Source organism: Nitratireductor sp. StC3, from assembly GCF_003015025.1.
Lineage (GTDB): Bacteria > Pseudomonadota > Alphaproteobacteria > Rhizobiales > Rhizobiaceae > Mangrovimarina > Mangrovimarina alexandrii.
In genome coordinates, this window is sequence record NZ_PYBP01000001.1 from 640,835 (window position 1) to 664,618 (window position 23,784).

The 23,784-nt window shown below is 66.9% G+C and carries 22 protein-coding genes; 6 read left to right on the top strand and 16 right to left on the bottom strand.

Annotated elements, in window-relative coordinates:
- Window positions 1-9: 9 nt before the first annotated feature.
- From C7T96_RS03210 to C7T96_RS03225, 4 genes are all read right to left on the bottom strand, one after another.
- Window positions 10-498: an Lrp/AsnC family transcriptional regulator gene (locus C7T96_RS03210; protein WP_106569691.1), complete on the bottom strand. Its 489-nt coding sequence runs from the start codon at window positions 496-498 to the stop codon at window positions 10-12.
- A 97-nt stretch (window positions 499-595) separates the two neighbouring features.
- Complete coding sequence (locus C7T96_RS03215; RefSeq protein ID WP_106569692.1) at window positions 596-1,234, bottom strand: uracil-DNA glycosylase family protein; 639 nt, start codon at window positions 1,232-1,234, stop codon at window positions 596-598.
- Entirely contained in the window at window positions 1,234-1,845 is a 612-nt protein-coding gene (locus C7T96_RS03220) for a glutathione S-transferase (protein ID WP_106569693.1), read from the bottom strand. Before C7T96_RS03220 ends, C7T96_RS03215 begins: the two co-directional genes overlap by 1 nt.
- A 49-nt stretch (window positions 1,846-1,894) precedes the next feature.
- Window positions 1,895-2,515, bottom strand: coding sequence for a thermonuclease family protein (locus tag C7T96_RS03225; protein WP_106569694.1), 621 nt, complete (start codon window positions 2,513-2,515; stop codon window positions 1,895-1,897).
- Window positions 2,516-2,584: 69 nt separating this feature from the next.
- Here C7T96_RS03225 and C7T96_RS03230 point away from each other — a divergent pair, with 69 nt between their 5' ends.
- Entirely contained in the window at window positions 2,585-4,105 is a 1,521-nt protein-coding gene (locus C7T96_RS03230; RefSeq protein ID WP_106569695.1) for a HAMP domain-containing sensor histidine kinase, read from the top strand.
- A gap of 4 nt (window positions 4,106-4,109) precedes the next feature.
- Here C7T96_RS03230 and C7T96_RS03235 read toward each other — a convergent pair whose 3' ends face one another.
- On the bottom strand, window positions 4,110-5,108 hold the full coding sequence (locus C7T96_RS03235) for a nicotinate-nucleotide--dimethylbenzimidazole phosphoribosyltransferase (RefSeq protein WP_106569696.1): 999 nt from the start codon (window positions 5,106-5,108) through the stop codon (window positions 4,110-4,112).
- A gap of 166 nt (window positions 5,109-5,274) precedes the next feature.
- Here C7T96_RS03235 and C7T96_RS03240 point away from each other — a divergent pair, with 166 nt between their 5' ends.
- Window positions 5,275-5,508: a DUF1289 domain-containing protein gene (locus tag C7T96_RS03240; RefSeq protein ID WP_106569697.1), complete on the top strand. Its 234-nt coding sequence runs from the start codon at window positions 5,275-5,277 to the stop codon at window positions 5,506-5,508.
- Window positions 5,509-5,511: 3 nt separating this feature from the next.
- Window positions 5,512-6,207, top strand: a complete 696-nt coding sequence (locus tag C7T96_RS03245) for a TIGR02281 family clan AA aspartic protease (RefSeq protein ID WP_106569698.1) — start codon at window positions 5,512-5,514, stop codon at window positions 6,205-6,207.
- Window positions 6,208-6,211: 4 nt separating this feature from the next.
- Here the strand turns inward: C7T96_RS03245 and C7T96_RS03250 are convergent, their stop codons facing one another.
- The 10 genes from C7T96_RS03250 to C7T96_RS03295 form a co-directional block, all read right to left on the bottom strand.
- Window positions 6,212-7,030 carry a sulfite exporter TauE/SafE family protein gene (locus C7T96_RS03250; protein WP_245414059.1) on the bottom strand — a complete coding sequence of 273 codons (819 nt, stop codon included), beginning with the start codon at window positions 7,028-7,030 and terminating at the stop codon, window positions 6,212-6,214.
- 152 nt (window positions 7,031-7,182) lie between these two features.
- Entirely contained in the window at window positions 7,183-8,187 is a 1,005-nt protein-coding gene (dusA, locus tag C7T96_RS03255) for a tRNA dihydrouridine(20/20a) synthase DusA (protein WP_245414045.1), read from the bottom strand.
- 138 nt (window positions 8,188-8,325) lie between these two features.
- Window positions 8,326-8,868, bottom strand: a complete 543-nt coding sequence (locus C7T96_RS03260; protein WP_106569701.1) for a DUF2478 domain-containing protein — start codon at window positions 8,866-8,868, stop codon at window positions 8,326-8,328.
- 78 nt (window positions 8,869-8,946) lie between these two features.
- Window positions 8,947-9,525 (bottom strand): hemerythrin domain-containing protein, encoded by a 579-nt coding sequence (locus tag C7T96_RS03265; RefSeq protein ID WP_199190396.1) that lies wholly within the window; start codon window positions 9,523-9,525, stop codon window positions 8,947-8,949.
- A 10-nt stretch (window positions 9,526-9,535) separates the two neighbouring features.
- Entirely contained in the window at window positions 9,536-10,444 is a 909-nt protein-coding gene (locus C7T96_RS03270) for a peptidylprolyl isomerase (protein WP_106569702.1), read from the bottom strand.
- A 3-nt stretch (window positions 10,445-10,447) separates the two neighbouring features.
- Entirely contained in the window at window positions 10,448-11,167 is a 720-nt protein-coding gene (gene narI / locus C7T96_RS03275) for a respiratory nitrate reductase subunit gamma (protein WP_106569703.1), read from the bottom strand.
- A 12-nt stretch (window positions 11,168-11,179) separates the two neighbouring features.
- Complete coding sequence (gene narJ, locus C7T96_RS03280; protein WP_106569704.1) at window positions 11,180-11,890, bottom strand: nitrate reductase molybdenum cofactor assembly chaperone; 711 nt, start codon at window positions 11,888-11,890, stop codon at window positions 11,180-11,182.
- Entirely contained in the window at window positions 11,890-13,428 is a 1,539-nt protein-coding gene (narH, locus tag C7T96_RS03285; RefSeq protein ID WP_106569705.1) for a nitrate reductase subunit beta, read from the bottom strand. Before narH ends, narJ begins: the two co-directional genes overlap by 1 nt.
- Entirely contained in the window at window positions 13,425-17,180 is a 3,756-nt protein-coding gene (locus tag C7T96_RS03290) for a nitrate reductase subunit alpha (RefSeq protein ID WP_106569706.1), read from the bottom strand. Before C7T96_RS03290 ends, narH begins: the two co-directional genes overlap by 4 nt.
- Before the next feature lie 14 nt (window positions 17,181-17,194).
- Window positions 17,195-19,933 carry an MFS transporter gene (locus tag C7T96_RS03295; protein WP_106569707.1) on the bottom strand — a complete coding sequence of 913 codons (2,739 nt, stop codon included), beginning with the start codon at window positions 19,931-19,933 and terminating at the stop codon, window positions 17,195-17,197.
- 244 nt (window positions 19,934-20,177) lie between these two features.
- Between C7T96_RS03295 and C7T96_RS03300 the strand changes: the two genes are divergently transcribed.
- Window positions 20,178-20,876, top strand: coding sequence for a cyclic nucleotide-binding domain-containing protein (locus C7T96_RS03300; RefSeq protein ID WP_106569708.1), 699 nt, complete (start codon window positions 20,178-20,180; stop codon window positions 20,874-20,876).
- A gap of 96 nt (window positions 20,877-20,972) precedes the next feature.
- On the opposite strand, the gene C7T96_RS03305 is transcribed toward C7T96_RS03300, so the two are convergent.
- Window positions 20,973-21,803: an SgcJ/EcaC family oxidoreductase gene (locus tag C7T96_RS03305; RefSeq protein WP_106569709.1), complete on the bottom strand. Its 831-nt coding sequence runs from the start codon at window positions 21,801-21,803 to the stop codon at window positions 20,973-20,975.
- A gap of 133 nt (window positions 21,804-21,936) precedes the next feature.
- Here C7T96_RS03305 and C7T96_RS03310 point away from each other — a divergent pair, with 133 nt between their 5' ends.
- Both C7T96_RS03310 and C7T96_RS03315 read left to right on the top strand, forming a co-directional pair.
- Window positions 21,937-23,370: an FAD-dependent oxidoreductase gene (locus tag C7T96_RS03310; RefSeq protein WP_106569710.1), complete on the top strand. Its 1,434-nt coding sequence runs from the start codon at window positions 21,937-21,939 to the stop codon at window positions 23,368-23,370.
- Between the two features lie 15 nt (window positions 23,371-23,385).
- Window positions 23,386-23,745, top strand: a complete 360-nt coding sequence (locus C7T96_RS03315) for a cupin domain-containing protein (protein WP_106569711.1) — start codon at window positions 23,386-23,388, stop codon at window positions 23,743-23,745.
- Window positions 23,746-23,784 lie beyond the last annotated feature (39 nt).

Below are 23,784 nucleotides of genomic sequence, written 5' to 3' on the forward strand. Positions count from 1 at the left end.
CAAAAAACCTCACGCGGCGCTGGCACTCTCCTTGTCCAGCACCATGTAGTCGAGCGGAAGCTGGGTCGTGTACTTGATCTGCTCCATGGCGAAGGAGGACGACACGTCGCGGATCTCGATCTTGGCGATCAGCTTCTTGTAAAAGGCGTCGTAGGCGGCGATGTCGGGCACCACAACCCGGAGCAGATAGTCGACGTCTCCGCTCATGCGATAGAACTCGACGACTTCGGGAAACTCCTGGATCACCTCGGAAAAGCGCCGCAACCATTCCAGGCTGTGCGAATTGGTGCGGATCGAGATGAAGACATTGACCCGGGTGTTGACCTTGTCGGGATTGAGGATCGCCACCCGGCGCCGGATGACCCCCTCCTCCTCCAATTTCTGAATGCGCCGCCAGCACGGCGTGGTCGACAGGCCGACCTTCCTGGCCACGTCGGCGACGGCGAGGGTGGAATCTTCCTGCAACAGCCGCAGGATTTTCTTGTCGAGACGGTCCATGACGGCTCCTGTCGGAAATTTTTTCCGAATTTACGCCTATTTCGCCGCCGTTCAAGTAATTTTTTCTCCCCCAACACGAAAATCGACAGGGCGCGTTCTATTTCGTCGGTCCGATGCGGGTTGCGATTTCTCGCCGCAACACGGGCAGCAACTCGCTCTCGAACCAGGGATTGCGCTTGAGCCAGCCGGTATTGCGCCAGGACGGATGCGGCAGCGGCAGGACTTTTGGGCGCCCGGGCCGGGCAAAGATCTCCGCCCAGGCGGCAACCGTTTCCGTCAGCGTAGTCCGGCGCGCGGCGCGCAGATGCCAACGCTGCGCGTGCTGGCCGACCGCCACGACCAGTTCGAGCTGCGGCATCAACTCCATCAGCCGGCCATGCCAGGCCGGCGCGCATTCCCGGCGCGGCGGCAGGTCGCTGCCCTTGGCGTCGTAGCCGGGAAAGCAAAACCCCATCGGCGCGATCGCAAACAGGCAGGGATCGTAAAACGCCTCGCGCGAGACGCCGAGCCAGTCGCGCAACCGGTCGCCGGAGCGGTCGTTAAACGGAATGCCGGTCTCGTGCACGCGAAGCCCCGGCGCCTGCCCGGCGATCAACACCGGCGCCGTCGACGAGGCGACGACGACCGGGCGCGGCTCGTGCGGCAGCGGCCGCCCCTGGGGCTGGTCGCGGCAGACCCGGCAGGCGCGGATTTCGCCCGCCAGCCGGTCGAGCTCGGTGATCGGATCGGCCGGCATCACGCCCGCGCGCTCGGCCGGGCGGACACCGTCTCGTACCAACGCCGCACGTTGCGCAACTCCTCGGGTAGCGCGATGCGCGCCGGTTTCATGAAATCGATGCCGATCATGCCGGTGATGTCGGCCACCGAGTAGTCGTCACCGGCGGCGAATTCGCGGTCTTGAAGCTCGCGGTCGAAGATTTCCAGAAATTGCACGGTGCGCGGCTTGTTGACTTCGCCCCACTCGGCGATCTGCGGCACTTCCCATTCCTTCATCGCCGGGTGGATGTGGCGAAAGGCCTGGCCGACGGTGAAGAGGAAATTCAGTTCCAGGCGGCGTTGCCACATCTCCACCTGCGCCTTGCCGAGGGCGCCACGGCCGAACAGCGCCGGCTCGGGATGGAGCTCCTCGAAATAGCGGCAGATCGCGATCGACTCGGTCAGGATGGTGCCGTCGTCGAGCTCCAATACCGGCAGACGCTGCAGCGGGTTGCGGCGGGTGACTTCCGCGTCGCGATGGCCCATCGCGCCCATGTCGATGGGCACGCATGGAACCTCGATGCCCTTTTCGGCCAGAAAAACCCTGACGCGGCGCGGATTGGGCGCGCGTCCGCCATCATAAAGCTTCACCTTCCACCTCCCGGCAAAAATTGCGCACGGCCGCCATGCGATCGTGGCGTCAGCCTGCACCAAACAGCGCCGCGACCCAAGCCCGCAGACGCTCCGCAAGGCCGATTTCGATGTCGCTCGCGCGACCGTGAACGGCACGCCAGGCACGCGGACGCTCGAACTGCCCGGCCCACAGGCCGCGCGATTCGGCCCGCGCCCGCCTTTCGGCCCCGCCATAATCCCCGTAGGACACCGCCCAGCCCTTTTCGACCATCGTGCGGTTCAATTCGGTGTCGCCGGCGTGGCAAACCGCCAAAAGACGGCCGAAGCGATCGGTTTCGTGGCCACGGCAGACGACCGCGTGCTGGCCAACCAGCGCGCGCAGCGCGTCGCGCGCGGCGCGCCCGCAGGCATAGTCGGCGCCGTCGCGCCGGCACGACTGGGCGAGTTCGGGCGCATCGATGCCGACAAGCCGGATGCGCCGGCCCGCAAGCGTCAGGCTGTCGCCGTCACCGACCGAGGCCTGGCCGCGCCGTTCGACGGTGGCGGTTTCCTCCAGCCGGGCAACAAGCACGGCGACAACCGCGAAAAGCGCCACCGTCAGCGCGATGTCGAACAGCCGGCGCAGCGGCCGCGTCCCGCGGCGACGCCCGGTTTTCGCCACCGGCAGGCGGCGCAGCAATCTGGTCACCGGAAGGGACTCTTAACCATTCGGAAGTAATTCTCCGCTGTCGATCCAAATTTGGAAAACCCGGTTGCGATGGCGCCAAGACGCTCCACCATGGCGGACAAGAACATTGTGGACCGCACCAAGGCCCACCGCAACGCCGACCTTGCGCGCACGGTGCGGGAAACCCGCGACCGGCTGTCCCAGCAACCCGGCAATCCCGCCTTCGACCGGGAAATGCTGCGCCTGCATGCCGGTGCGCTGACCGGCCGTGCCGCCGTGCTGCCGGTGCTGGCGGGCGTCGTCGCCGCCGCCGGCCTTGTCGCCGGGATGGGACCGCAAGTGGCGTTCTGGGCGGTGCTGACGGCGGTCGCCTATGCCGGGCTCGGCCTGTTCGCGGCCCATATCGCCAAAAGGGAGGCGGGCGACATCGACGTGGCGTCGGTGCGTATTCTGCTGCTGGGCGCCCATGCCGTGACCGGACTGTGCTGGACCTGGTTCGCGCTGTTGAGCTGCGAGAGCTGTCAGATCGACCAGTTTGCGACCGTCAAGGGCGTGGTGCTGCTGTTTGCCGTCGCCGCCACGGCGATCCTGGCCTATGCGCTGCGCGGCGCGCTGCTGGCCACGTTCGGCCTGCCGGTGGTGGCCTATATCGGGCTCGCGGTCAATTTGTGGAATCCGGTCGACGCCGCCATGGCCGGGCTTCTGGCCGCCTCGCTGCCGTTCTTTTCCTACATCGCCGGCCATCTGCACCGCTCGGCGGTGATGCTGCTGTCGTTTCGGACCGAAAAGGACGGGCTGATCGCGGAATTGGAGACGGCCAAGTCGATCTCCGACGAGGCACGCCGGCGCGCCGAGGAAGCCAATCTCGCCAAGTCGCGGTTTCTGGCCTCCATGAGCCATGAATTGCGGACTCCTCTCAATGCGATACTGGGGTTTTCCGAAGTGATGGCTGAACAGGTTTTGGGGCCGCTCGAGAACGAGACCTATCGCGACTACGCGCGCAGCATCCACGATTCGGGCCACCATCTGCTGGCGCTGATCAATGAGATCCTCGACATTTCGCGCATCGAGGCCGGACGCTACAAGCTGAAGGAAGAGCCGGTCGACATCGCCAACACGGTCGAGGATTGCTGCAACATGGTCGAACTCAAGGCGCGCAACAAGGACCTGCACATCGCGCGCGAGTTCGAGCCCGCGCTGCCGCCGCTCTTTGCCGACGAACGGGCCGTACGCCAGATCACCTTGAACCTGTTGTCGAACGCGATCAAATTCGCGCCGACCGGCGGCGAAATCCGGGTCCGTGCCGGCTGGACCACCGGCGGCGGACAATATATTTCGGTGCGCGACAACGGCCCGGGCATCCCGGCCGAGGAGATCCCGGTGGTCCTGTCGGCCTTCGGTCAGGGCTCGATCGCCATCAAGAGCGCCGAACAGGGCACCGGGCTCGGGCTTCCGATCGTCCAGGGCCTGCTGGAAATCCATGGTGGGCGGTTCGAGCTGCGGTCCAAGCTGCGCCTGGGCACCGAGGCGACCGCCATCTTTCCGGCCGCTCGCGTCATGGCGCCGCTCGCCGCCGCCCGTCCTCGGGCCGGCAAGGCGAGCGCGGCCTGAGCGTTCAGGCGGGCACGGGCATCGGGCGCAGGCCCGACAGGCAGAGCGCCGCCGTCCTGACCGTGCCGACGGCAAGCGTGCCGGCGATGCCGCCGCCGGGAAGGTTGCCGGCGGCAAGCACCGGTTCGATCGCAAGCCGCCCGACGACGCCGGCCAAAAGGCCATCGGGAGCCGACGCGGCCAGGCGGCAATGCGTTACCGCCTCGGCGTTGAGCGCGTGCAGCACGGCGGCGGCGGCAACGGCCGCGAGCCCGTCGAGGATCACGGGAATGTTTTGCACCCGCGCCGACACGATCGCCCCGGCGATCGCCGCGATCTCGCGACCGCCGAGCCGGCGCAGCGCTTCGAGCGGATCGCGCAGATGGCCGGCGTGATGCGCGAGGGCGGCGTCGATGACGGCCCGGGCCGGCTCCGTCCTCGCCTCGCCGGCCTGAACCAGGAGCGGCACCCAGTCGCGACCGCTCCCGCCCTGCAGCGCGGCCAGCACGCAGGCGGCGGCAACCGCCCCGCCGACGCTGAAATCGCCAAGCACGAGCAGGCTGGTCTCCGCGCTTGCCGCCTCCATGCCGAACGCCATGGTGGCCGCGCAGCCGCGCTCGTCGAAGGCGGCGTCGCGGCTTATGTCGCCGGTCGGCAGGTCGAGCGCCAGGTCGAAGACTTTGAGAGCGACATCGTCGGCCAGGCAAGCCTGGTTGATCGCCGCACCGCCGGCCGCGCAATGCTCGACCATGGCCGCGGTCCAGGACGGGGCGCGCGCCGACACGTCGTGGCGGGCGAGGCCGTGCGTGCCGGCAAACAGCGCAAGCTGCGGGCGGCTCACCACCGGCGGCATGCTCTGGCTGGCGCGCGCGAGCCAGGCAGCGATTTCGCCCAGCGCGCGGAGAGAGCCGGCCGGCGCCAGTTCGTCGAGGCGCGCGCGCACGGCATCGGCCGGTCCCTCGTCAGCGCGCGCGAGGCCGCGCAGCAGGTTGCGGAAATCGTCGAAGGGCAAGCCGGTGGTCATGAAAGCCTCAAATCGTAATCCGGGAGCCGGCATAACCCCATGGCGCGCGCGGAACAATGGCCGCCAACGCCGCATCGCGGCCGCGCCCGCGACAAAGGCGGGCGCAAACGCCCTTGCGCGGGCCGGAAAACTGTCCCATCTGCGGTGAGACTGGAAAGGACTTTTGATGGCCGCGATCGAATCGCCCTGCATCCTGGTCTGCTCTATCGACTTCAAGACCGGCTATTGCTTCGGCTGCGGACGCACGCGCGACGAGATCGCCCAATGGATCGCGATGACGGCCGAGGCGCGCCGCCAGGTGATGGCCGAACTGCCGGCCCGGCTGGAGACGGTCGAACGCAAGCCGCGGCGCGAGACCAAGCGCGCACGCCTGGCGCGCGCGCGCGGCGCGGCGGACTGAGCCGTGTCGCGACTGTTCTGGCTCATCATCGCCCTTATCGGCGGCGGGCTCATCCTGCTGGTGACCAGCGGCGACCGCGGCACGGTGTTCGGCCTCGACGACGACGCGTTCGCGCGCACGCTCTATCTGGGCGTGTGGGGCCTCGTTCTGGCCGCCTCCATCATCGCCACGCGCATGAAGCTCGGCGATATCGCCCGCAATGTCGCGGTGTGGCTCCTCATCATCCTGGTGCTGGTGGCCGGCTACCAGTATCGCTACGAGCTGCAGGATGTCGCCAGCCGCATCACCGCCGGCATCGTGCCCGGCAGCCCAATGTCGATCGAGGGCGGCAGCGCGGTGAGGCTCGACAAGCGCGGCGACGGCCATTTCGGCGCCCGTGCCCAAGTCGACGGCGCCACGGTGCATTTCGTCGTCGATACCGGGGCCAGTTCGATCGTGCTGACGGCCGCGGATGCCGGCCGGGCCGGCATCGATGTCGCCGCGCTTTCCTTCCGCGTCCCGGTCTCGACCGCCAACGGCGTCGCGCGCGCGGCGGCGACCTCGGTCGGCACGATCACGCTCGGCCCGATCGAACGCAACGGGCTTGCGGTGCTGGTCGCGGCGCCCGGCGCGCTGGGGCAAAGCCTGCTCGGGATGAATTTTCTGGAAACGCTGGCTGGCTTCGAGGTGCGCGGCGACGTGATGATCCTGCGCGACTGAACCGTCAGCCCAGCAGGCTCCAGGCGAAGCGCGCCGCCACCACCAGCATGAACAGGCCGAAGCCGATTTCCAGATGGCGCCGCTCAAGCGCGTGCGACAGCCTGACGCCGAGCGGCGCGGTGGCAATGGTGACGGGAAAGATCAGCGCCAGCGCGATCCAGTTGACGAAGCCGGTCGAGCCGACCGGAAGCAGCGGATTGCCCCAGCCGGCCCACACATAACCGATCGAGCCGGGAATCGCGATCAGCACGCCGACGCCGGCCGACGTGGCCACCGCCTCGTGGATCGGACGGCCGTAAAGCGTCATGAAGGTGTTGTTCATGACGCCGCCGCCAATGCCCATCAGCGTCGAGGAGAGCCCGATCAGAAAACCGATCAGCGCCCGCCAGGGGTTTTCGGGAACCCGGTCGCCCAAGCGCCAGTGGGGGCGGTTGAACAGCAGCCTGAGACCGACGGCGAGCGCGATGGCGGCAAACACCAGCCGCAAGCCGGCGCTGGAGATCGACGCGGCGACGAGGCTCGCCACCACCACGCCGGCCGGAACGGCGAAGACGAAACTGCGCAACAGCGCGACGTCGACGGCTCCGCGCGCGAAATGGGCCTGGAAGGAGCGCAGCGCGGTCGGCACGATGATGGCGAGCGACGTGCCGACCGCGACATGCATGCGCACGGCTTCGTCGACGCCGAGCGCGCCGAGCGCCTGGTAGAAGATCGGCACCAGCACCGCACCGCCGCCAATGCCGAACAGCCCGGCCAGCAGGCCCGACGCGGCCCCGGCCGCGGCCGCCCCCAGGGCCAGGCTGACAATATCGCCGATCGGCAGTTCGTTCACGCGCAGTCTCCGTGCGATCGTCCAGCCGCGCGGGCCGCGATCCAAAATAGCGTTGTCGCCTTCGCCGGCCTCTCGGCCTGCGGGGCCCGGGCCACGAAGCGGCACGGGCGGCATCGGCGGGTTTCGGTCGGCAAGCGCGCGGCTCAGGCGGCCTTGTCGGCCGCCTCCCGGTCGACGGCGGCGAAGGCGCGCAACAGCACCTCGGGGCCGGCGCCCGGCCGGGTGGCCTCGCTCGACAGGATCTGCCTGAAACGGCGCGCCCCCGGCAGGCCGTGGCACAGGCCGACCATGTGGCGGGTGACATGGGCGAGCCGGCCGCCGCCGTCGATATGGGCGGCCGCGTAGCGGGCCATGGCGGCCACGACGTCGCCGAGCGCGACCGGCGCGCGCGTCTCGCCGAAGATCAGCCGGTCGGCCTCGGCCAGCAGGGCGGGCTGGTGATAGGCGGCGCGGCCGAGCATGACGCCGTCGACATGGCAAAGATGCGCCAAGGCCTCGTCCAGCGTGGCGATGCCGCCATTGATGCCGATGAAACGGTCGGGCAGGCGCTGCTTGAGGCGGTAGACGCGCGCATAGTCGAGCGGCGGCACGTCGCGGTTTTCCTTCGGGCTCAGCCCCTTCAGCCAGGCCTTGCGGGCGTGCACCCACAGCGCGTCCGCACCCGCGGCAAAGACGGCATCGGCGAGCGCGTCGAGCGCGGGGCCGGTGTCCTGGTCGTCGACGCCGAGCCGGCATTTGACCGTCACCGGCACGGCGCAGGCCGCCTTCATGGCCGCCACGCAGGCGCCGACCAGCGCCGGCTCCTTCATCAGACAGGCGCCGAACGTGCCCGACTGGACGCGGTCGGACGGGCAGCCGACATTGAGGTTGACCTCGTCATAGCCGAACCCGGCCGCGATCGCGGCCGCTTCGGCGAGTTTTTGCGGCTGCGCGCCGCCGAGCTGCAGGGCGACGGGGTGCTCGGCGGGATCGAACCCGAGCAGCCGCGTCCGCTCGCCGTGCAGAACCGCATCGGCCACCACCATTTCGGTGTAGAGCGCGGTGCGGCGGGTCAGTTGCCGGTGCAAATAGCGGCAATGACGATCCGTCCAATCCATCATCGGGGCGACGGCGAGTTTTTGGCCGGCAGCTTTCATAGTCGCTGGCATGTTTCCAAGTTTTGTCCCGTCGACAACGGGCTTGCGTGCGATCGCAGCCGCTATAGCAGCCGCAAGCCGGGTTCGCCAGCGCGGCGGCGGGATCGCGCCCGGAGACGGGTCGGGACGGGATCGGCGGCCGGCAAGGCGTCAGGCGGCGCGCGGCGACCGGCGGGCGCGGACGGTGTCCAGCGCCCAGCGCGCGACCCCGGCAGGCTCGGGCGAAAGCAGCGCGCCGAGGCCGTCCGTGAACGCGTTCCAGACCGGCCGATAGGGCTCGCGTACGGCCGTCAGCACCGGTACGCCGAGCTCGCAGGCGGCCGCGATCACGTCGCGAAATCCGTGCCCATCGGCTTCCGCCTTGCCGAAGCGGTTCAGCACGACGAGGTCGGTCCGCGGGCCGATCGTCGCCTCCAGCCGGCAGGCGGCCTCGGCCAGCGCCTGCGGATCGAGGCGACAGCCGCGCGCGCCGGCGCCGAGCGGCTGGGACAGGCGTGTGCGCGCGCCGCCGGCGAGGTCTTCCAGATACGTCACCCCACAGCAGCCCGGCCCGTCCGGCGTCTCGCGCTGCAGGTACCCCGCCACCCGGAAGCCGCGCGCCCCGACGGCACGGGCGACGCTTTCGAGCAGGTCGTCGATGTGTTCGCCGGCCGCGAACCGGACCGCGGCGACAGCAATGGTCTGATCGGTCATGGCAGGTCTCCTCAGCCGATTGCGCCGGTCGACGGTCGAGCGGCAAGACAGGTGTCCGCCGCCCGGCGGACATCGCGGTCAGGCAGGCCGCGCGGCACCGGCATTTTGCGGATAGTCGACGCCGCGGCGCGCCGCCATGCGCCGGCCGAGACTGCCCAAATCGTCAAGGGTCAGCCGCGCGCGGGCGAGCGGCAGGACGATCGCGTTCTCCACGATCAGATGCCGGCGCTCATTGGCCGCGAAGCGGTGCAGCAGGCCACGGAAGGCCGCCGCGAGGCGCGTGGTCCGCCGCGCCGAAAGTCCCGCGACGATGGCCGTCGCGTCAAGATGGTCGGAGGCGTGCTCCTGGCTCAGTTCGTCCAGCACATCCTCGACGCGATCCTCCGGCTCGGCCCGCCGGCGTATCAGCGGAAACAAATCCTCCTCCTCGTCGAGCACATGGATGCCGAAATCCTCGCGCAGGAAGCGCAGGATGGCGCCAGCGCACGCGCGGTCCGTTTCGGGCGCGTCGGCGACGCGGTCGACCATCCAACACAATATGCGCTGGCGGAAATGTTCGGCGAACAGATAGTCCAGCGGTGCGGCAAGCTGGTCCGCCGGGGGCGGCGATGCCAGCGTTTCCAACGCCATGCGCAAGGATTCGTCATGCGTGTCCATTGCGTCCTCCCTATTGAAGCAACGGTCCCTCGGCCGCGTTCAAGGCGATGCCGCGCAGTTCGGCCTGTCCGGCCAGCACGGCGATATAGTGCGATACCGCCTTCGACCAGGAAGAGGCCTCGAGCCAGGCGGCGATGCGCCCGGCGACCGCCTCAAAGGGCAGCGCCTCGCCCTCGATGCGCCGGTCGAGGGCGATGACGTGGAAGCCGAAACGGCTTTCCACCGGCGCGGCCGAGATCTCGCCCTCGCGCATGTCCGCCGCGGCCTCTTCGAACTCGGCCACCGTGCTGCCGCGCGTCAGCTGGCCGAGATTGCCACCTTGCTGGCGCGACGGACAATCGGAATGCTCGGCGGCCAGGACCGCGAACCGCGCCGGCTCCTCGCCAAGCGCCGCGCACAACGCCTCCGCGCGGCCGCGCGCGGCGGCACGGGCCTCGCGGTCGTTTGGCGGCGCGGCGACAAGGATGTGACGAGCCTCCAGCAGCGTTGGCGTGACGAACTTCTCTGGATGCCGTTCATAATAGCGCCGGCATTCCGCGGCCGAGGCGCTTGGCGCCTGGATCTCGCGCTGGATCAGGACGCGGATGGCGGCATCGCGCGCCGTCTCGGCCCGACCGGCCTCGTCGCGCCGGGGCGCGCTGTCGAGCCCGAGGCGCTGCGCCTCCTGCCAGAGCAGTTCGCGCACCACCAGCGCCTCGGCGGCGGCGCGCAGGGCCGCGCCCGGATTTTCGGCCGGATGGTTCTGCGCCTCGGCCAAAACATCGTTTTCGGGGATCGCGACACCGTTGACGGCGATCTCAGCGATGACCGGCGCGGCCTTGGCCGGAACCCGCGCGTCGGGCTCGCGGTAGCTGGTGTCGCCGCCGTCCTGGGCCGTCTCCGGCTTGTCGAGCGAGGGATTGCGATAAAGCGTCGTCATGGTTCACTCCGCGGGTAGGCGCGTCTGGGCCGCGCGGCGGTTGCGCTCGCGCACCACCTGGTAACCCGGCCGCCACAGATAGCGCAGCGGGACGCTCAGCATGTGCACCAGGCGCGTGAACGGGAACAAAAGCAGGATCGTCAGGCCGAGCACCAGGTGAAGCTTGAAGATGATGGAGGCATCGGCGACGTAGGCCGACGCGGCGCCGTTGAAAGTGAAGATGCCCTGCGCCCAGTTCATGAATTTCACCATCTCCTCGCCGTCGAGATGCTGCAGCGAGATCGGGATCGTCAGCAGGCCGAGCGCGAGCTGGATCCACAAAAGCACGATGATCATGGTGTCAGTCGGGCTCGACGCGGCGCGCACGCGCGCATCGAACAGGCGGCGGTGGACGAGCAGCGTCGCGCCGACAATCGCCATGATGCCGGCGACGCCGCCGGCGACGATGGCCAGCAGCTGCTTGGCGCCGTGGCTGATGCCAAGCGCGTCGAAGATGGCGATCGGGGTCAACAGCCCGAACAGGTGACCGAAAAAGATCACCAGAACGCCGACATGAAACAGCACCGAGCCCCAGACGAGCTGCTTGCGGCGCAGCAATTGCGAAGAGCCGGACCGCCACGTGTAGGGTTCGCGGTCGTAGCGCACGACGGTGCCCAGGATCAGCACCGCAAGCGCGATATAGGGATAGATCCCGAAAAGCAGCGTGTTGAAGAAATCAGGCATGGCGGTTTCCTCTCAGGCGTTCGGCGCTTGCGGCGCGCCGGCGGGATTGCGGCGCGCGGCACGGACCTGGCGTTGCAGCCGGTCGGGGCCGCAGGCGCCCTCGCCGGCATTGCCGCCGAAGGTGACGACCTCCTCCTCCCAGACGCGGTCGAGCGCCTCCAGATCGGCCGGGTCGTCCTCCGGCATCGCCAGAAGGTCACGGGTGAGCCCGGCATCCGGCTTTGCCCGCGTCAGCGCCTCTAGAACGGCGAAGGCATTGGCGTAGATCGATTTGCGCTTCTTCAGCCGCTCGCGCAGCACGGCAAGGATATGCGCCGTCTGGCCGAGCAGCTCCCCCGCCTCGTCGGCCGGCTTGACCGACAGATATTCCAGGAACAAAGGCAGGTAGTCGGGCAATTCCTTCGCATCGATCTCGAAACCGTCGGCCTCGTACATGGCCAGCAGGTCGACCATGGCCTGGCCGCGGTCGCGGCTTTCGCCGTGCACGTGCTCGAACAGATGAAGCGACAGCGAGCGGGTCCGGTCGAACAGGAAGACGTAACGCTCCTGGGCGTCGTAGAGGTCGCACGCGGCGAGGTCGTCGATGAGACGTTCGAGCAACCGGCCGCGCCTGGCGTCGAGGCCGGCCTCGCCCAACGCCGCCTTCAGTTCGGGCAAAGCCGCGTGCAGTTCGGCGCTCGGATAGGCGAGCAGCAGCGAGACGATCTTGAGGGTCTTGTTCATCACACCCGCTCCTTGAAAAGGTCGGTCGGCGTCTGCACGGTGCGCGTGCGCTTGGCGCCGAACAAATCGGTCTCGCTGGACCCGCCCGAACAGCCATTGCCGAAGGAGAAGCCGCAGGAACCGCGCACGTCGTAGGCATCCTCGGAAACCTCGCGATGCGAGGTCGGGATGACGAAGCGGTCCTCGTAATTGGCGATCGCCATCACGTGGTACATCTCCTCAATCATCTCTCCCGTCAGGCCGACCTTGTCGGCGACGGCCTCGTCGATGACGCCGTCGACCGTTTTGGCGCGCATATAGGCGCGCATGGCAAGCATGCGCTCGAGCGCCGAGACGACGGGCGCCTCCTTGCCCGCGGTGAGCAAATTGGCGAGATAACGGACCGGAATGCGCAGCGAGCGGACGTCCGGCATGGCGCCGTCGAGGCCGATCTTGCCGGCCTCCGCCGCCGACTGGAGCGGAGAAAGCGGCGGGATGTACCAGACCATCGGCAGGGTCCGGTATTCGGGATGCAGCGGAAAGGCGACCTTCCAGTCCATCGCCATCTTGTAGACCGGCGATTTCCTGGCGGCCTCCAGCCAAGCATCGGGAACGCCGTCCGCGCGCGCCTGGGCGATCACGGCCGGATCGTTGGGGTCGAGAAAGACTTTCAGCTGTTCTTCGTAGAGATCACGCTCGTCGGCCGTCGAGGCGGCCTCGGCGATGCGGTCGGCGTCGTAGAGCACGACGCCGAGATAGCGGATGCGCCCGACGCAGGTCTCCGAACACACGGTCGGCTGCCCGGCCTCGATGCGCGGATAGCAGAACACGCATTTCTCGGATTTGCCCGACGACCAGTTGTAGTAGATCTTCTTGTAGGGGCAGCCGGAGACGCACATGCGCCAGCCCCGACATTTTTCCTGGTCGATCAGGACGATGCCGTCATCCTCGCGCTTGTAGATCGCGCCAGAGGGACAGGCCGCCACGCAGGTCGGGTTGAGGCAGTGCTCGCACAGCCTCGGCAGATACATCATGAAGGTGTTTTCGAACTCGCCGTAGATCTCCTTCTCGACGCCTTCGAAATTGGTGTCGACAGACCGCTTGGAAAACTCGCCGCCGAGGATTTCCTCCCAGTTGGGGCCCCATTCGATCTTTTCCATCCGCTCGCCGGTGATCTGCGAACGCGGACGCGCGGTCGGCGAGGCCCGGCTTTCGCCGGCCGTTTGCAGGTGGCCATAGTCGAAGTCGAACGGCTCGTAATAATCGTCGATCTCCGGCAGGTCCGGATTGGCGAAGATTTTCGCCAGGATGCGCCATTTGGCGCCCATTTTCGGCTCGATCTTGCCGTTCGCCTTGCGCGTCCAGCCGCCGTTCCACTTCTTCTGGTTTTCCCATTCCTTGGGATAACCGATGCCCGGCTTGGTCTCGACATTGTTGAACCAGGCGTATTCGACGCCCTCTCGATTGGTCCACACATTCTTGCAGGTGACCGAACAGGTGTGACAGCCGATGCATTTGTCGAGATTGAGCACCATGCCGATTTGCGCACGAACTTTCATTCTGCCGCCTCCTTGTGTGCAGCGGGTTCAACGTACGGGCCTTCGAGCCAGTCGACCTTGTCCAGCTTGTGCACGACGACGAACTCGTCGCGGTTGGAACCGACCGTGCCGTAATAGTTGAAGCCGTAGGCCTGGTGGGCGTAGCCGCCGATCATGTGGGTCGGCTTGGTGATGGCGCGGGTCACCGAGTTGTGAATGCCGCCGCGCTGGCCGGTGATCTGCGACCCCGGCGTGTTCACGATCTTCTCCTGGGCGTGATACATGAAGATGGTGCCTTCCTTCATGCGCTGCGACACGACCACCCGGGCGACGATGGCGCCGTTGGCGTTGAAGACCTCGACCCAGTCATTGTCGACCAGACCGGCCTTGGCCGCGTCCACCTCCGAGATCCACACCACCGGGCCGCCGCGGTTCAGCGTCAGCATCATCAGATTGTCGGAATAGGTGGAGTGGATGCCCCATTTCTGGTGCGGCGTGATGAAATTCAGCACCACCTGCGGCTTGCCGTTCGACTTGGCCTCGATGACCGGATTGATCGTCTTGGTGTCGATGGGCGGCCGGTAGACGCACAACGCCTCGCCGAACGCGCGCATCCACAGATGGTCCTGGTAGAGCTGCTGGCGACCGGACAGCGTGCGCCACGGGATCAACTCGTGGACATTGGTGTAGCCGGCATTGTAGCAGACTTTTTCCGATTCAAGCCCCGACCAGGTCGGCGAGGAGATGATCTTGCGCGGCTGGGCGACGATGTCGCGGAAGCGGATCTTCTCGTCTTCCTTCGGCACCGCCAAATGGGAATGGTCGCGGCCGGTATTGGCCGACAGCGCCTCCCAGGCCTTGACCGCCACCTCGCCATTGGTTTCGGGCGCCAGCGACAGGATCACCTCGGTCGCGTCGATGTCGCTGTCGATGCGCGGGCGGCCCTTCGTGGCGCCCTCCTCCGTGACGACACCGTTGAGGCGGCCGAGCAGCTCGACCTCGTGCTCGGTATTCCACGAGATGCCCTTGCCGCCGTTTCCGAGCGTGTCCATCAGCGGCCCAAGCGCGGTGAAGCGCTTGTAGAGATTGGGATAATCGCGCTCCACGACAGCGACCGCGGGCATGGTCTTGCCGGGGACGGGGTCGACCTCGCCCTTCTTCCAGTCCCTGACGTCGAACGGCTGGGCGAGCTCGCCCGGTGTGTCGTGCAGGATCGGCACCAGAACGACATCCTTTTCCACGCCGAGCACTTCCGGCGCGACCTCGGAAAACGCCTTGGCGATGCCCTTAAAAATGTCCCAGTCGCTGCGGGCCTCCCAGGCCGGGTCGGCCGCACTCGTGAGCGGGTGGATGAACGGATGCATGTCGGAGGTGTTCAAGTCGTTCTTCTCGTACCAGGTGGCGGTCGGAAGCACGATGTCGGAATAGACGCAGGTGGTGGACATGCGGAAATCGAGCGTGACCAAAAGGTCGAGCTTCCCTTCCGGCGCCTCGTCGCGCCACACGACGTCGGTGCCCCGCTGGCGGCCCTCCTCGCCGAGGTCCTTGCCCAACAGGCCGTGCGACGTGCCGAGCAGGTGTTTCAGGAAATATTCGTGCCCCTTGCCCGACGAGCCGAGCAGGTTTGACCGCCAGACGAACAGGTTGCGCGGCCAGTTGGCCTCGTCGTCGGGATCCGCGCAGGCCATTTCCAGCGTGCCGGCCTTGAGTTGGGCGGCGACATAGTCCTTCGGCTCCTCCTTCGCCTTGGCAGCGGCGGCGGCGATGTCGAGCGGGTTGGCCTTGAGCTGTGGTGCCGAGGGCAGCCAGCCCATGCGCTCGGCGCGGATATTGTAGTCGATCAGCGTGCCGTCCCACGGACCCTCGGGCGCCGTCGGCGACAGAATCTCGTCGACCTTCAGCGTCTCGTAGCGCCACTGATCGGTATGGGCGTAGAAGAACGAGGTCGAGTTCATCTGCCGTGGCGGCCGGCCCCAGTCGAGACCGAAGGCGAGCGGCAGCCAACCGGTCTGCGGGCGCAGCTTCTCCTGGCCGACATAGTGGCTCCAGCCGCCGCCGGACTGGCCGACGCAGCCGCACATGACCAGGAGATTGATGATCCCCCGGTAGTTCATGTCCATGTGGTACCAATGGTTGAGGCCGGCGCCGAGAATGACCATCGACCGGCCATTGGTCTTTTCGGCGTTGGCGGCGAACTCGCGCGCCACCGCGATGATCTGCGCGCGCGGCACGCCGGTGATCTTTTCGGCCCAGGCCGGGGTATAGGGCTGGTCGTCGTCGTAGGACGTGGCGCAGCTTTTGTCGTTCAGGCCGCGATCGAGCCCGTAATTGGCGACGAACAGGTCGAACACGGTGGCGACCAGCGCCTCGCCCTCGGCCAGCCTGATCTTTTTGGCGGGTACCGAGCGGACAAGCACGCTGTCATGGTCAGTGCCCTGGAAGTGATCGTGCTCACGATTGCCGAAATAGGGAAACGCGACGGCAGCGACCTCGTCGTGATCCTCGTCCATGATCAGGCTCATGTCGAGCTCGACATCCTTGCCCTTGCCGTCCCTGGCCTCGAGATTCCACTTGCCCTTCTCGCCCCAGCGAAAACCGATCGAGCCGGCCGGCGCGACGCATTTCTTGGTCTTGCCGTCAATGGCGACGGTCTTCCATTCGGGATTGTTCTTCTCGCCGAGCCCGCCCTTGAAATCGGCGGCGCGCAGCATGCGGTCTGGAACGTAGCGGCCATCCTTCTCGACCAGGCGCACCAGCATCGGCAGGTCGGTGTAGCGGCGGCAATAATCCTCGAAATACTCGGCCTGGCGGTCGAGATGGAACTCGCGCAGGATGACGTGGCCCATCGCCATGGCGAGTGCGGCATCGGTGCCCTGCTTGGGATGCAGCCACAGGTCGGAGAATTTCGCAGCCTCCGAATAATCCGGCGACACGACGACCGACTTGGTGCCCTTGTAGCGGACCTCGGTGTAGAAATGGGCGTCGGGCGTGCGCGTCTGTGGCACGTTCGACCCCCACAGCATCAGGAAGCCGGCATTGTACCAGTCGGCCGATTCCGGCACGTCGGTCTGCTCACCCCAAGTCATGGGCGATGCCGGCGGCAGGTCGCAATACCAGTCGTAGAAGGACATGCACACGCCGCCCAGAAGCGACAGGTAGCGCGAGCCGGCCGCGTAGGACACCATCGACATGGCCGGGATCGGCGAAAACCCGATCACCCGGTCGGGGCCCCATTTTCTCGCCGTATAGGCGTTGGCAGCGGCGATGATCTCGTTGACCTCGTCCCATTCGGCGCGCACGAAGCCGCCGAGGCCGCGGACCTTGATATAGTCGGCGCGCTTGGCCGGATCCTCCTGGATCGCGGCCCAGGCGCCGACCGGTGTCTTGACCGCTCTTTCCCGGCGCCACAGTTTCAGCAGCCGGGACCGGATCAGCGGGTATTTCACGCGGTTGGCCGAATACATGTACCAGGAGTAGCTGGCGCCGCGCGAGCAGCCGCGCGGCTCGTGGTTCGGCAAATCGGGCCGGGTGCGCGGATAGTCGGTCTGCTGGGTTTCCCAGGTGACGATGCCGCCCTTGACGTAGATTTTCCACGAACAGGAACCGGTGCAGTTCACGCCATGGGTGGAGCGCACGACTTTGTCGTGCTGCCAGCGCTTTCTGTAGACCTCCTCCCAGTCCCGGTTCTCGCTGGTGGTCACGCCGTGCCCCTGCGAGAAGGTGCCGGTGTTCTTGCGCGCCAGGAAATTCAGGCGATCGAGAAGATGTGACATGGCTTTCGCGCTCCTTACTCGGCCGGCGTGGGTTGGGTTGCCGGCGTCGCCGGGGTTCGTTCCGCGGCGTATAAGAGGCCGCCGCGGCGCGTGTAGAAGATGAAGGTCAGGACGGTGCAGACCACGTAGAAGACCAGGAAGCCCCACAGCGCCATCTCGGGCCCACCGGTCATGGTGATCGACGTGCCGTAGGCCTTGGGAATGAAAAACGCACCGTAGGCGGCGATGGCCGAGGTGAAGGCGATGATCGCCGCCGATTCACGCTCGGCCTGCTTGAGGCGGGCGGCCTCGCCCAGCTCCGGCATCAGGCGCGGGACTTCCAGGCGCATAATGGAGGGGATCATCTGGAAGGTGGAGGCGTTGCCGACGCCGGTCAGGAAGAACAGCGCCATGAAGCAGGCGAAGAACCCCCAGAAATTGCCCCCGACACCCTGCTCGGGCAGGAACTGCAGCACGCCCCAGACCGCCACGATCATGCCGGCGAAGGTCCACAAAGTCACGCGGCCGCCGCCGAACCGGTCGGACACCCAGCCGGTTCCGGCACGGCTGAGAGCACCGACAAGGGGCCCGAGAAAGGCATAGGACAAGGCGTTCACATCCGGGAACTGCGTCTTCATCAACAAGGGGAAACCCGCCGAATAGCCGATGAAGGAGCCGAACGTGCCGGTGTAGAGAACGCACATCACCCAGTTGTGGAGGCGCGAGAAGATGATCGACTGTTCGGCGAAGGAGGCCCGCGCGGCGGCGATGTCGTTCATGCCGAGCCAGGCGGCGATCGTGGCCACGATCAGGAACGGCACCCACACGAAACCGGCATTCTGCAGCCAGATCATCGAGCCGTCGGTGGCCGTCTGTCCGTCGCCGAAGGCGAAGGCGAAAGTTCCGGTGGAGATGACGACCGGCACCAGGAACTGCATGACGCTGACGCCCAGATTGCCGAGGCCGGCGTTGAGCGCCAGGGCGTTGCCCTTCTCCTTCTTGGGGAAGAAATAGGAGATGTTGGCCATGGAAGAGGCGAAATTGCCGCCGCCCAAACCGCACAGCAGCGCCAGAACCAGGAAGATCAGATACGGCGTGTCCGGGTTCTGGACCGCATAGCCAATGCCGAAAGCCGGGATCAGCAGCGAGGCCGTCGACAACGTCGTCCACAGGCGGCCGCCGAAAATCGGCACCATGAAGGAATAGAAGATGCGCAGCGTCGCCCCCGACAGGCCAGGCAGGGCGGCGAGCCAGAAGAGCTGGTCAGTCGAGTAGTCGAAACCTATTCCCGGCAGCTTGGCGACGACGACCGACCAAACCATCCACACCGAGAAGGCCAGAAGCAGGGCCGGGATCGAAATCCACAAATTGCGGCGCGCGATCCGGCGTCCCCGGTCGTTCCAGAAGGCGTCGTCGTCGGGCCGCCAGTCGTCGAGCACGCCGGCCAGACCGGCGTGTTTTTCGCCCTCGTGGATCGGCTGCATCTCGGGAAGCTGGGGAAGATCGACCACGCCCTCGGCAAGGGCCTTCTGCTCCATCGCGCGGATGGAGAAGTGCATCCACACCATCGCCACGGCCACGATGAGGAACAAAAGCATGAAGCAAGTCGTCCACACACCCGTGAGATCGAGCATGGCGCCGAAGGCGATCGGCAGGACGAAACCGCCAAGGCCGCCGATCATGCCGACCAAGCCGCCCACCGCACCGACATGGTCGGGATAGTAGACGGGAATGTGCTTGTAGACCGCCGCCTTGCCGAGCGACATGAAAAAGCCCAGCACGAAGATCGCCACGACGAAGGGCGCCAGGCTCATGCTGGTGGAAAACTGGATCGGGCCCTGGGTGCCGTGGATGATATAGTCGGTATCGGGATAGGACAGCATGAAGGTCAGCACCGCCGACACGCCGAAGGTCCAGTACATCACCGAGCGCGCACCGTGCTTGTCGGACAGGTGACCGCCATAGGCGCGGAAGATCGAAGCCGGCACCGAATAGGCGGCAGCGATCATGCCGGCCGACTTGATGTCGAGGCCGTAGACGCCGACGAGATAACGCGGCAGCCACAGCGCCAGCGCGACAAAGGCGCCGAAGACGAAGAAATAATAGAGTGCGAAACGCCAGACCTGGAGATTGCGAAGGGGCTCGAGCTCCAGCAGCGTCGAACGGGCCTTTTCGCCACTCGCCTTGCGCGCGGCGGTCGCGGGATCCTCCTTGGTGAACAGGAAAAAGACAATCGCCATGATGGCCAGCACCACGGCATAGACCTTTGCCGTCGACTGCCAACCGATGGCGACGAGAAGAAACGGCGCCCCGAAATTGGTGATGGCGGCGCCGACATTGCCGACCCCGAAAATGCCGAGCGCGGTTCCCTGGCGCTCCTTGGGGAACCAGCGCGACACATAGGCTATGCCGACGGCGAACGACCCGCCGGCAAGACCGACGCCGAGGGCCGCGACCAAAAACATCCCGTAGGTGGAAACGGTGGACAAAAGCCAGGCCGCAACGGCAGTCAGCAGCATGACCAATGTGAAGACGATCCGGCCGCCATACTGATCCGTCCAAATGCCCAGGAAGATGCGGCTGAGGGAGCCGGTCAGGATCGGTGTCGCCACCAGCAGGCCGAACTCGGTGTCGGTGAGACCAAGCTCCTGCTTGATCCTGACGCCGATGATGGAAAAGATGGTCCAGACCGCGAAACACGTGGTGAAAGCGATCGTGCTCATTCCGAGCATCCGGGTCTGTTGTCCGGCCGATACGCCTGAGAGCGAATGCATGATCCCGTCCCCTTCTCCTGCGAACGAAAGCGCCGCAATTTCGAAACGACGGATCAAGTTTTGGGTGATCGGGGCCGGCGCAGTTGATCCGGATCAATCCGCGGCTCCGTTCAATGAGAAACAAAGCGCGCGCAGGCAAATGGCAACAAGTGCACGACCCTGCATCAAGCCGGCCGGTTGAACAGCGAATTGACCGCTGCTACTAGTTCAATCGGCGGCTTGACAATTATCAAGGATTGAAAGCTTGCGAACCAGCGACCTGCCCCAGATGCGGTCTTTGCCCTTGTTCGAAAGCATGGGCGAATCGAATTTCGAGACGCTGATGCAGGCCGCCTATCTGCAGACCTTTCCCGCCCAACTCGACCTGATTACCGAAGGCGATCCGGCCGACTTCCTCTATGTCGTGACCGACGGGTGCGTGGAGCTCTATGCCCGTTCCAACGGCCGGGAGACGACGATGGCGCTGGTGCGGCCGGTCGGCACCTTCATCCTGGCGGCTGTGCTGAAGGATGCGGTCTATCTGATGTCGGCGCGCACGGTGCAAAAGTCGCGCATTCTGCTCATTCCCTCCCAGAACGTCCGCGCCGCCTTCGAGCGCGACGAAGCCTTCGCGCGCGCCATCGTCCAGGACCTGGCCGGCTGCTACCGCGGCGTGGTCAAGGAGCACAAGGACCTCAAGCTGCGCACCGCCGTCGAGCGCCTGGCCAACCGGCTGTTGCGCTATCACAGCGAACAGGGCGCGACCGGCTCGCTCGAACTGCCCTACGACAAGCGCACCATCGCCTCGCTGCTCGGCATGACGCCGGAGAACCTTTCGCGCGCGTTCAACACGCTCAAGCCCTACGGTGTCGACGTCGACGGAGCGGCCGTGCGGCTGAACGATCTCGACGGTTTGGTGACGCTGGCCAAACCCAACCCGCTGATCGACGACCGGGGAACATGATCCGCCTGCGCCGACCGTTCCCCGTCGGTGGCGACCGCTTGGCACCGAGACGCACCGACCGGATCAATGCGTCCGGCCTGGGCGACGGGCAGGCTCTCACGGCGCATCCCCCTCTCCCGTCGCACGGCAAGGCGCGCCTGAGCCGTGCAGCCGCTGGCGGACCCGGTAGAAGGTCGAGAGCGACCCAAAGCCGGCGGCTTTCGCCAACCCGCCCGCCGGCGCTCGCGGCCTGGCGCGCCGCAAGCTCTCATAGACCGCCAGGCGGCGCGCATTGACGAAATCGAGAAAGCGCGTGCCCAAGATCGTGTTGAAATAATAGGAAATCTGGTTGCGCGTGTAGCCGGTCTCGCGCGCCACATCGGCCAGTTGCAAATCGGGCCGGCGCACCGGACCGTCTCCCGTAAAATAGTCGTCGAGATCGGCGGCAAGCGCGCCGATCTGCGGCAGCGACAGGCCGAGCCGCAAGGCGGCCGGCCGGGGAGCGGCGCGTCGGTCTGCCTGCCCGCCGTCGAGATCCGGCAGGGCAAGACTGCACATTTCCTCGACCGCCACGATCCGCTCGCCGCTCAGCTCGAAAATCTCGCAAATCTCGATCCCGGCCTGGCCGTGTGCCGCCATGTCCGGGATGGCCATGCGATACCGCAAGAAGGCGGTGTCGCCGTCGACGCGCAATCGATCGCGGTAAAGCTGAAGCGGGGCGCGGCGCGGCGGCGGCATGGCGGCGCGCAAATAGGCCTCGATCTGCGGCCCCGGCACGCGGCGGCGCTGGAAATGGTCGACATAAACGGCGTCCGGCGCAAACAGCGCCGCCATCGCGGCGGCGTCGCGTTGCCGCCAGGCCGCGCGATAGGCGGCGACCACGCGCCGCGTCAGCGCGGATCGTGCGGTCTCCTCTCCGTCGGCGCGCAGTCCGGCGTCAGCTTCCATGCGCGCCTCCCCGTCGCCGGCATTGCCGGGGCTGCGGGACCGCTGACACGCCTGGCCGCTTGGCGGCGGGCGGAGATGCGGCTAGCTCGGACAAGAGACGCGCCATCAAGGTCCAGCCACGAGCTCCGACGCCATGACCCAAAAACCCGCCCTCGCCGCCGAACCGGCCTTGGTTCGCGGCACCGAGCACCCAGGCCTTGCCGGCGCCCTGGCGACACCGTTCTGGACGCATGATAGCGGGCTCGCCCCGCTGCCTGCCAGCGCGGCGCCGCTGCCGGAACGCTGCGACCTGGCGATCGTCGGCGGCGGCTTCACCGGGCTGTGGACGGCGATCGAAGCGCGGCGGCGCCACCCCGACTGGCGCATCGTGGTGATCGAACGCGATTTCTGCGGCTGGGGGGCGAGCGGACGCAATGGCGGATTTTGCGCGCCGTCGATCTCGCACGGACCGTCGGTTGCCAAACAACGCTGGCCGCGCGAGGCCGAGACACTGGTCAGGCTGGGACGCGACAATCTCGACCAACTCCAGGCCGACCTGGAACGGCTGGGCATCGACGCGGAGTTCGAACGTTGCGGCAAACTGACGGTTGCGCAGTTTCCCTGGCAGCGCGAGGGGCTGCGGGCGGCCGCGCGCACCTGTGCCGCGTTCGGCATCGAGACGATGGCGCTGGAAGGCGATGCCCTGCGCGAAAAGCTCGTTTCGCCGCTGTTCGAAGCCGGGTTGTTCGAACCGAACTACGCCGTTCTGAACCCGGCGAAGCTGGTCGCCGGCTTGCGCGACACCGCCCTCAGTCAGGGCGTGGAGATTTGCGAGGGGCTGGCGGTGAGCGCGATACGCACCGGCGAAGCGGTGGTGCTGGAGACCGAGGCGGGCGCGCTGCGCTGCGCGCGGGTGGCGCTGGCGACCAACGTGGCCAAACCGCTGCTGCGCCGTCTCGCCGGGGCGGTAATCCCGGTCTACGATTACGCCATCGTGACGCGTCCGCTGAGCGCGGACGAGTTGGCCTCGATCGGTTGGCTCGGACGCTACGGCGTGGCCGATGCCGGCAACCGGTTCCACTATGCGCGCAAGACCCGCGACAACCGCATCCTGTGGGGCGGCTACGACGCGATCTATCATTTCGGCGGGGCGCGCGACGAGGCGCGCACGCAGCGGCCGGTGAGCTTCGACCTCCTGGCGCGGCAATTCGCCGAAACGTTCCCGCCGCTCGCCGATGTTCCCTTCACACATGCCTGGGGCGGGGTGATCGACACCTCGGCGCGCACGACCTTCTTCGCCGGCCTGGCGGCGCGCGGCAGGATCGCCTACGCGATGGGCTTTACCGGCCAGGGCGTCTCGGCGAGCCGGTTCGCCGCGCTGACCATGCTCGACCATCTCGACGGCCAGAGCACCGAGCGCACGCGCCTGGCGATGCTGTCCACCCGCCCGGTCCCCTTTCCTCCCGAGCCGTTGCGGGCGCTGTCGGTCGCACTGGTGCAAACGCTGCTGGCGCGCGAGGACGAGACCGGCCGGCGCGCGCTGTTGCTGCGCGGCCTCGACCGGCTCGGCATCGGTTTCGATTCCTGAACGGAGCACATCACCATGACCGACCAGCCAACCCATGTGTTGACTTTCGAGCCCGGCCGTACCGCACCGGTGGAAACGCTCACCGACGACCCGAAGGCGGTCGACACGCCCTATCGCAGCACGAGCTGGCGGCATTTTTCCGCGCCCGAGCGCGGTGCGCTGGCCGGCATCTGGGAAGCCGAGCCGCATCTGGAACGCTGCGTGTGCGACTATGACGAGCTTTGCCATATCCTGGAAGGCGAGGTGCGGCTGACCGACGCCGAAGGCCGGGCGCGACGCTTCGGCCCCGGCGACAGTTTCGTGGTCGAGCGCGGCTTTCGCGGCACATGGGAAAATCTGAGTTTCGTGCGCAAAGTGTTTTTCATCCTGCGCTGAGCCGGTCAGGCGACCGCACGGGGCCGGCCGCGCGATCGC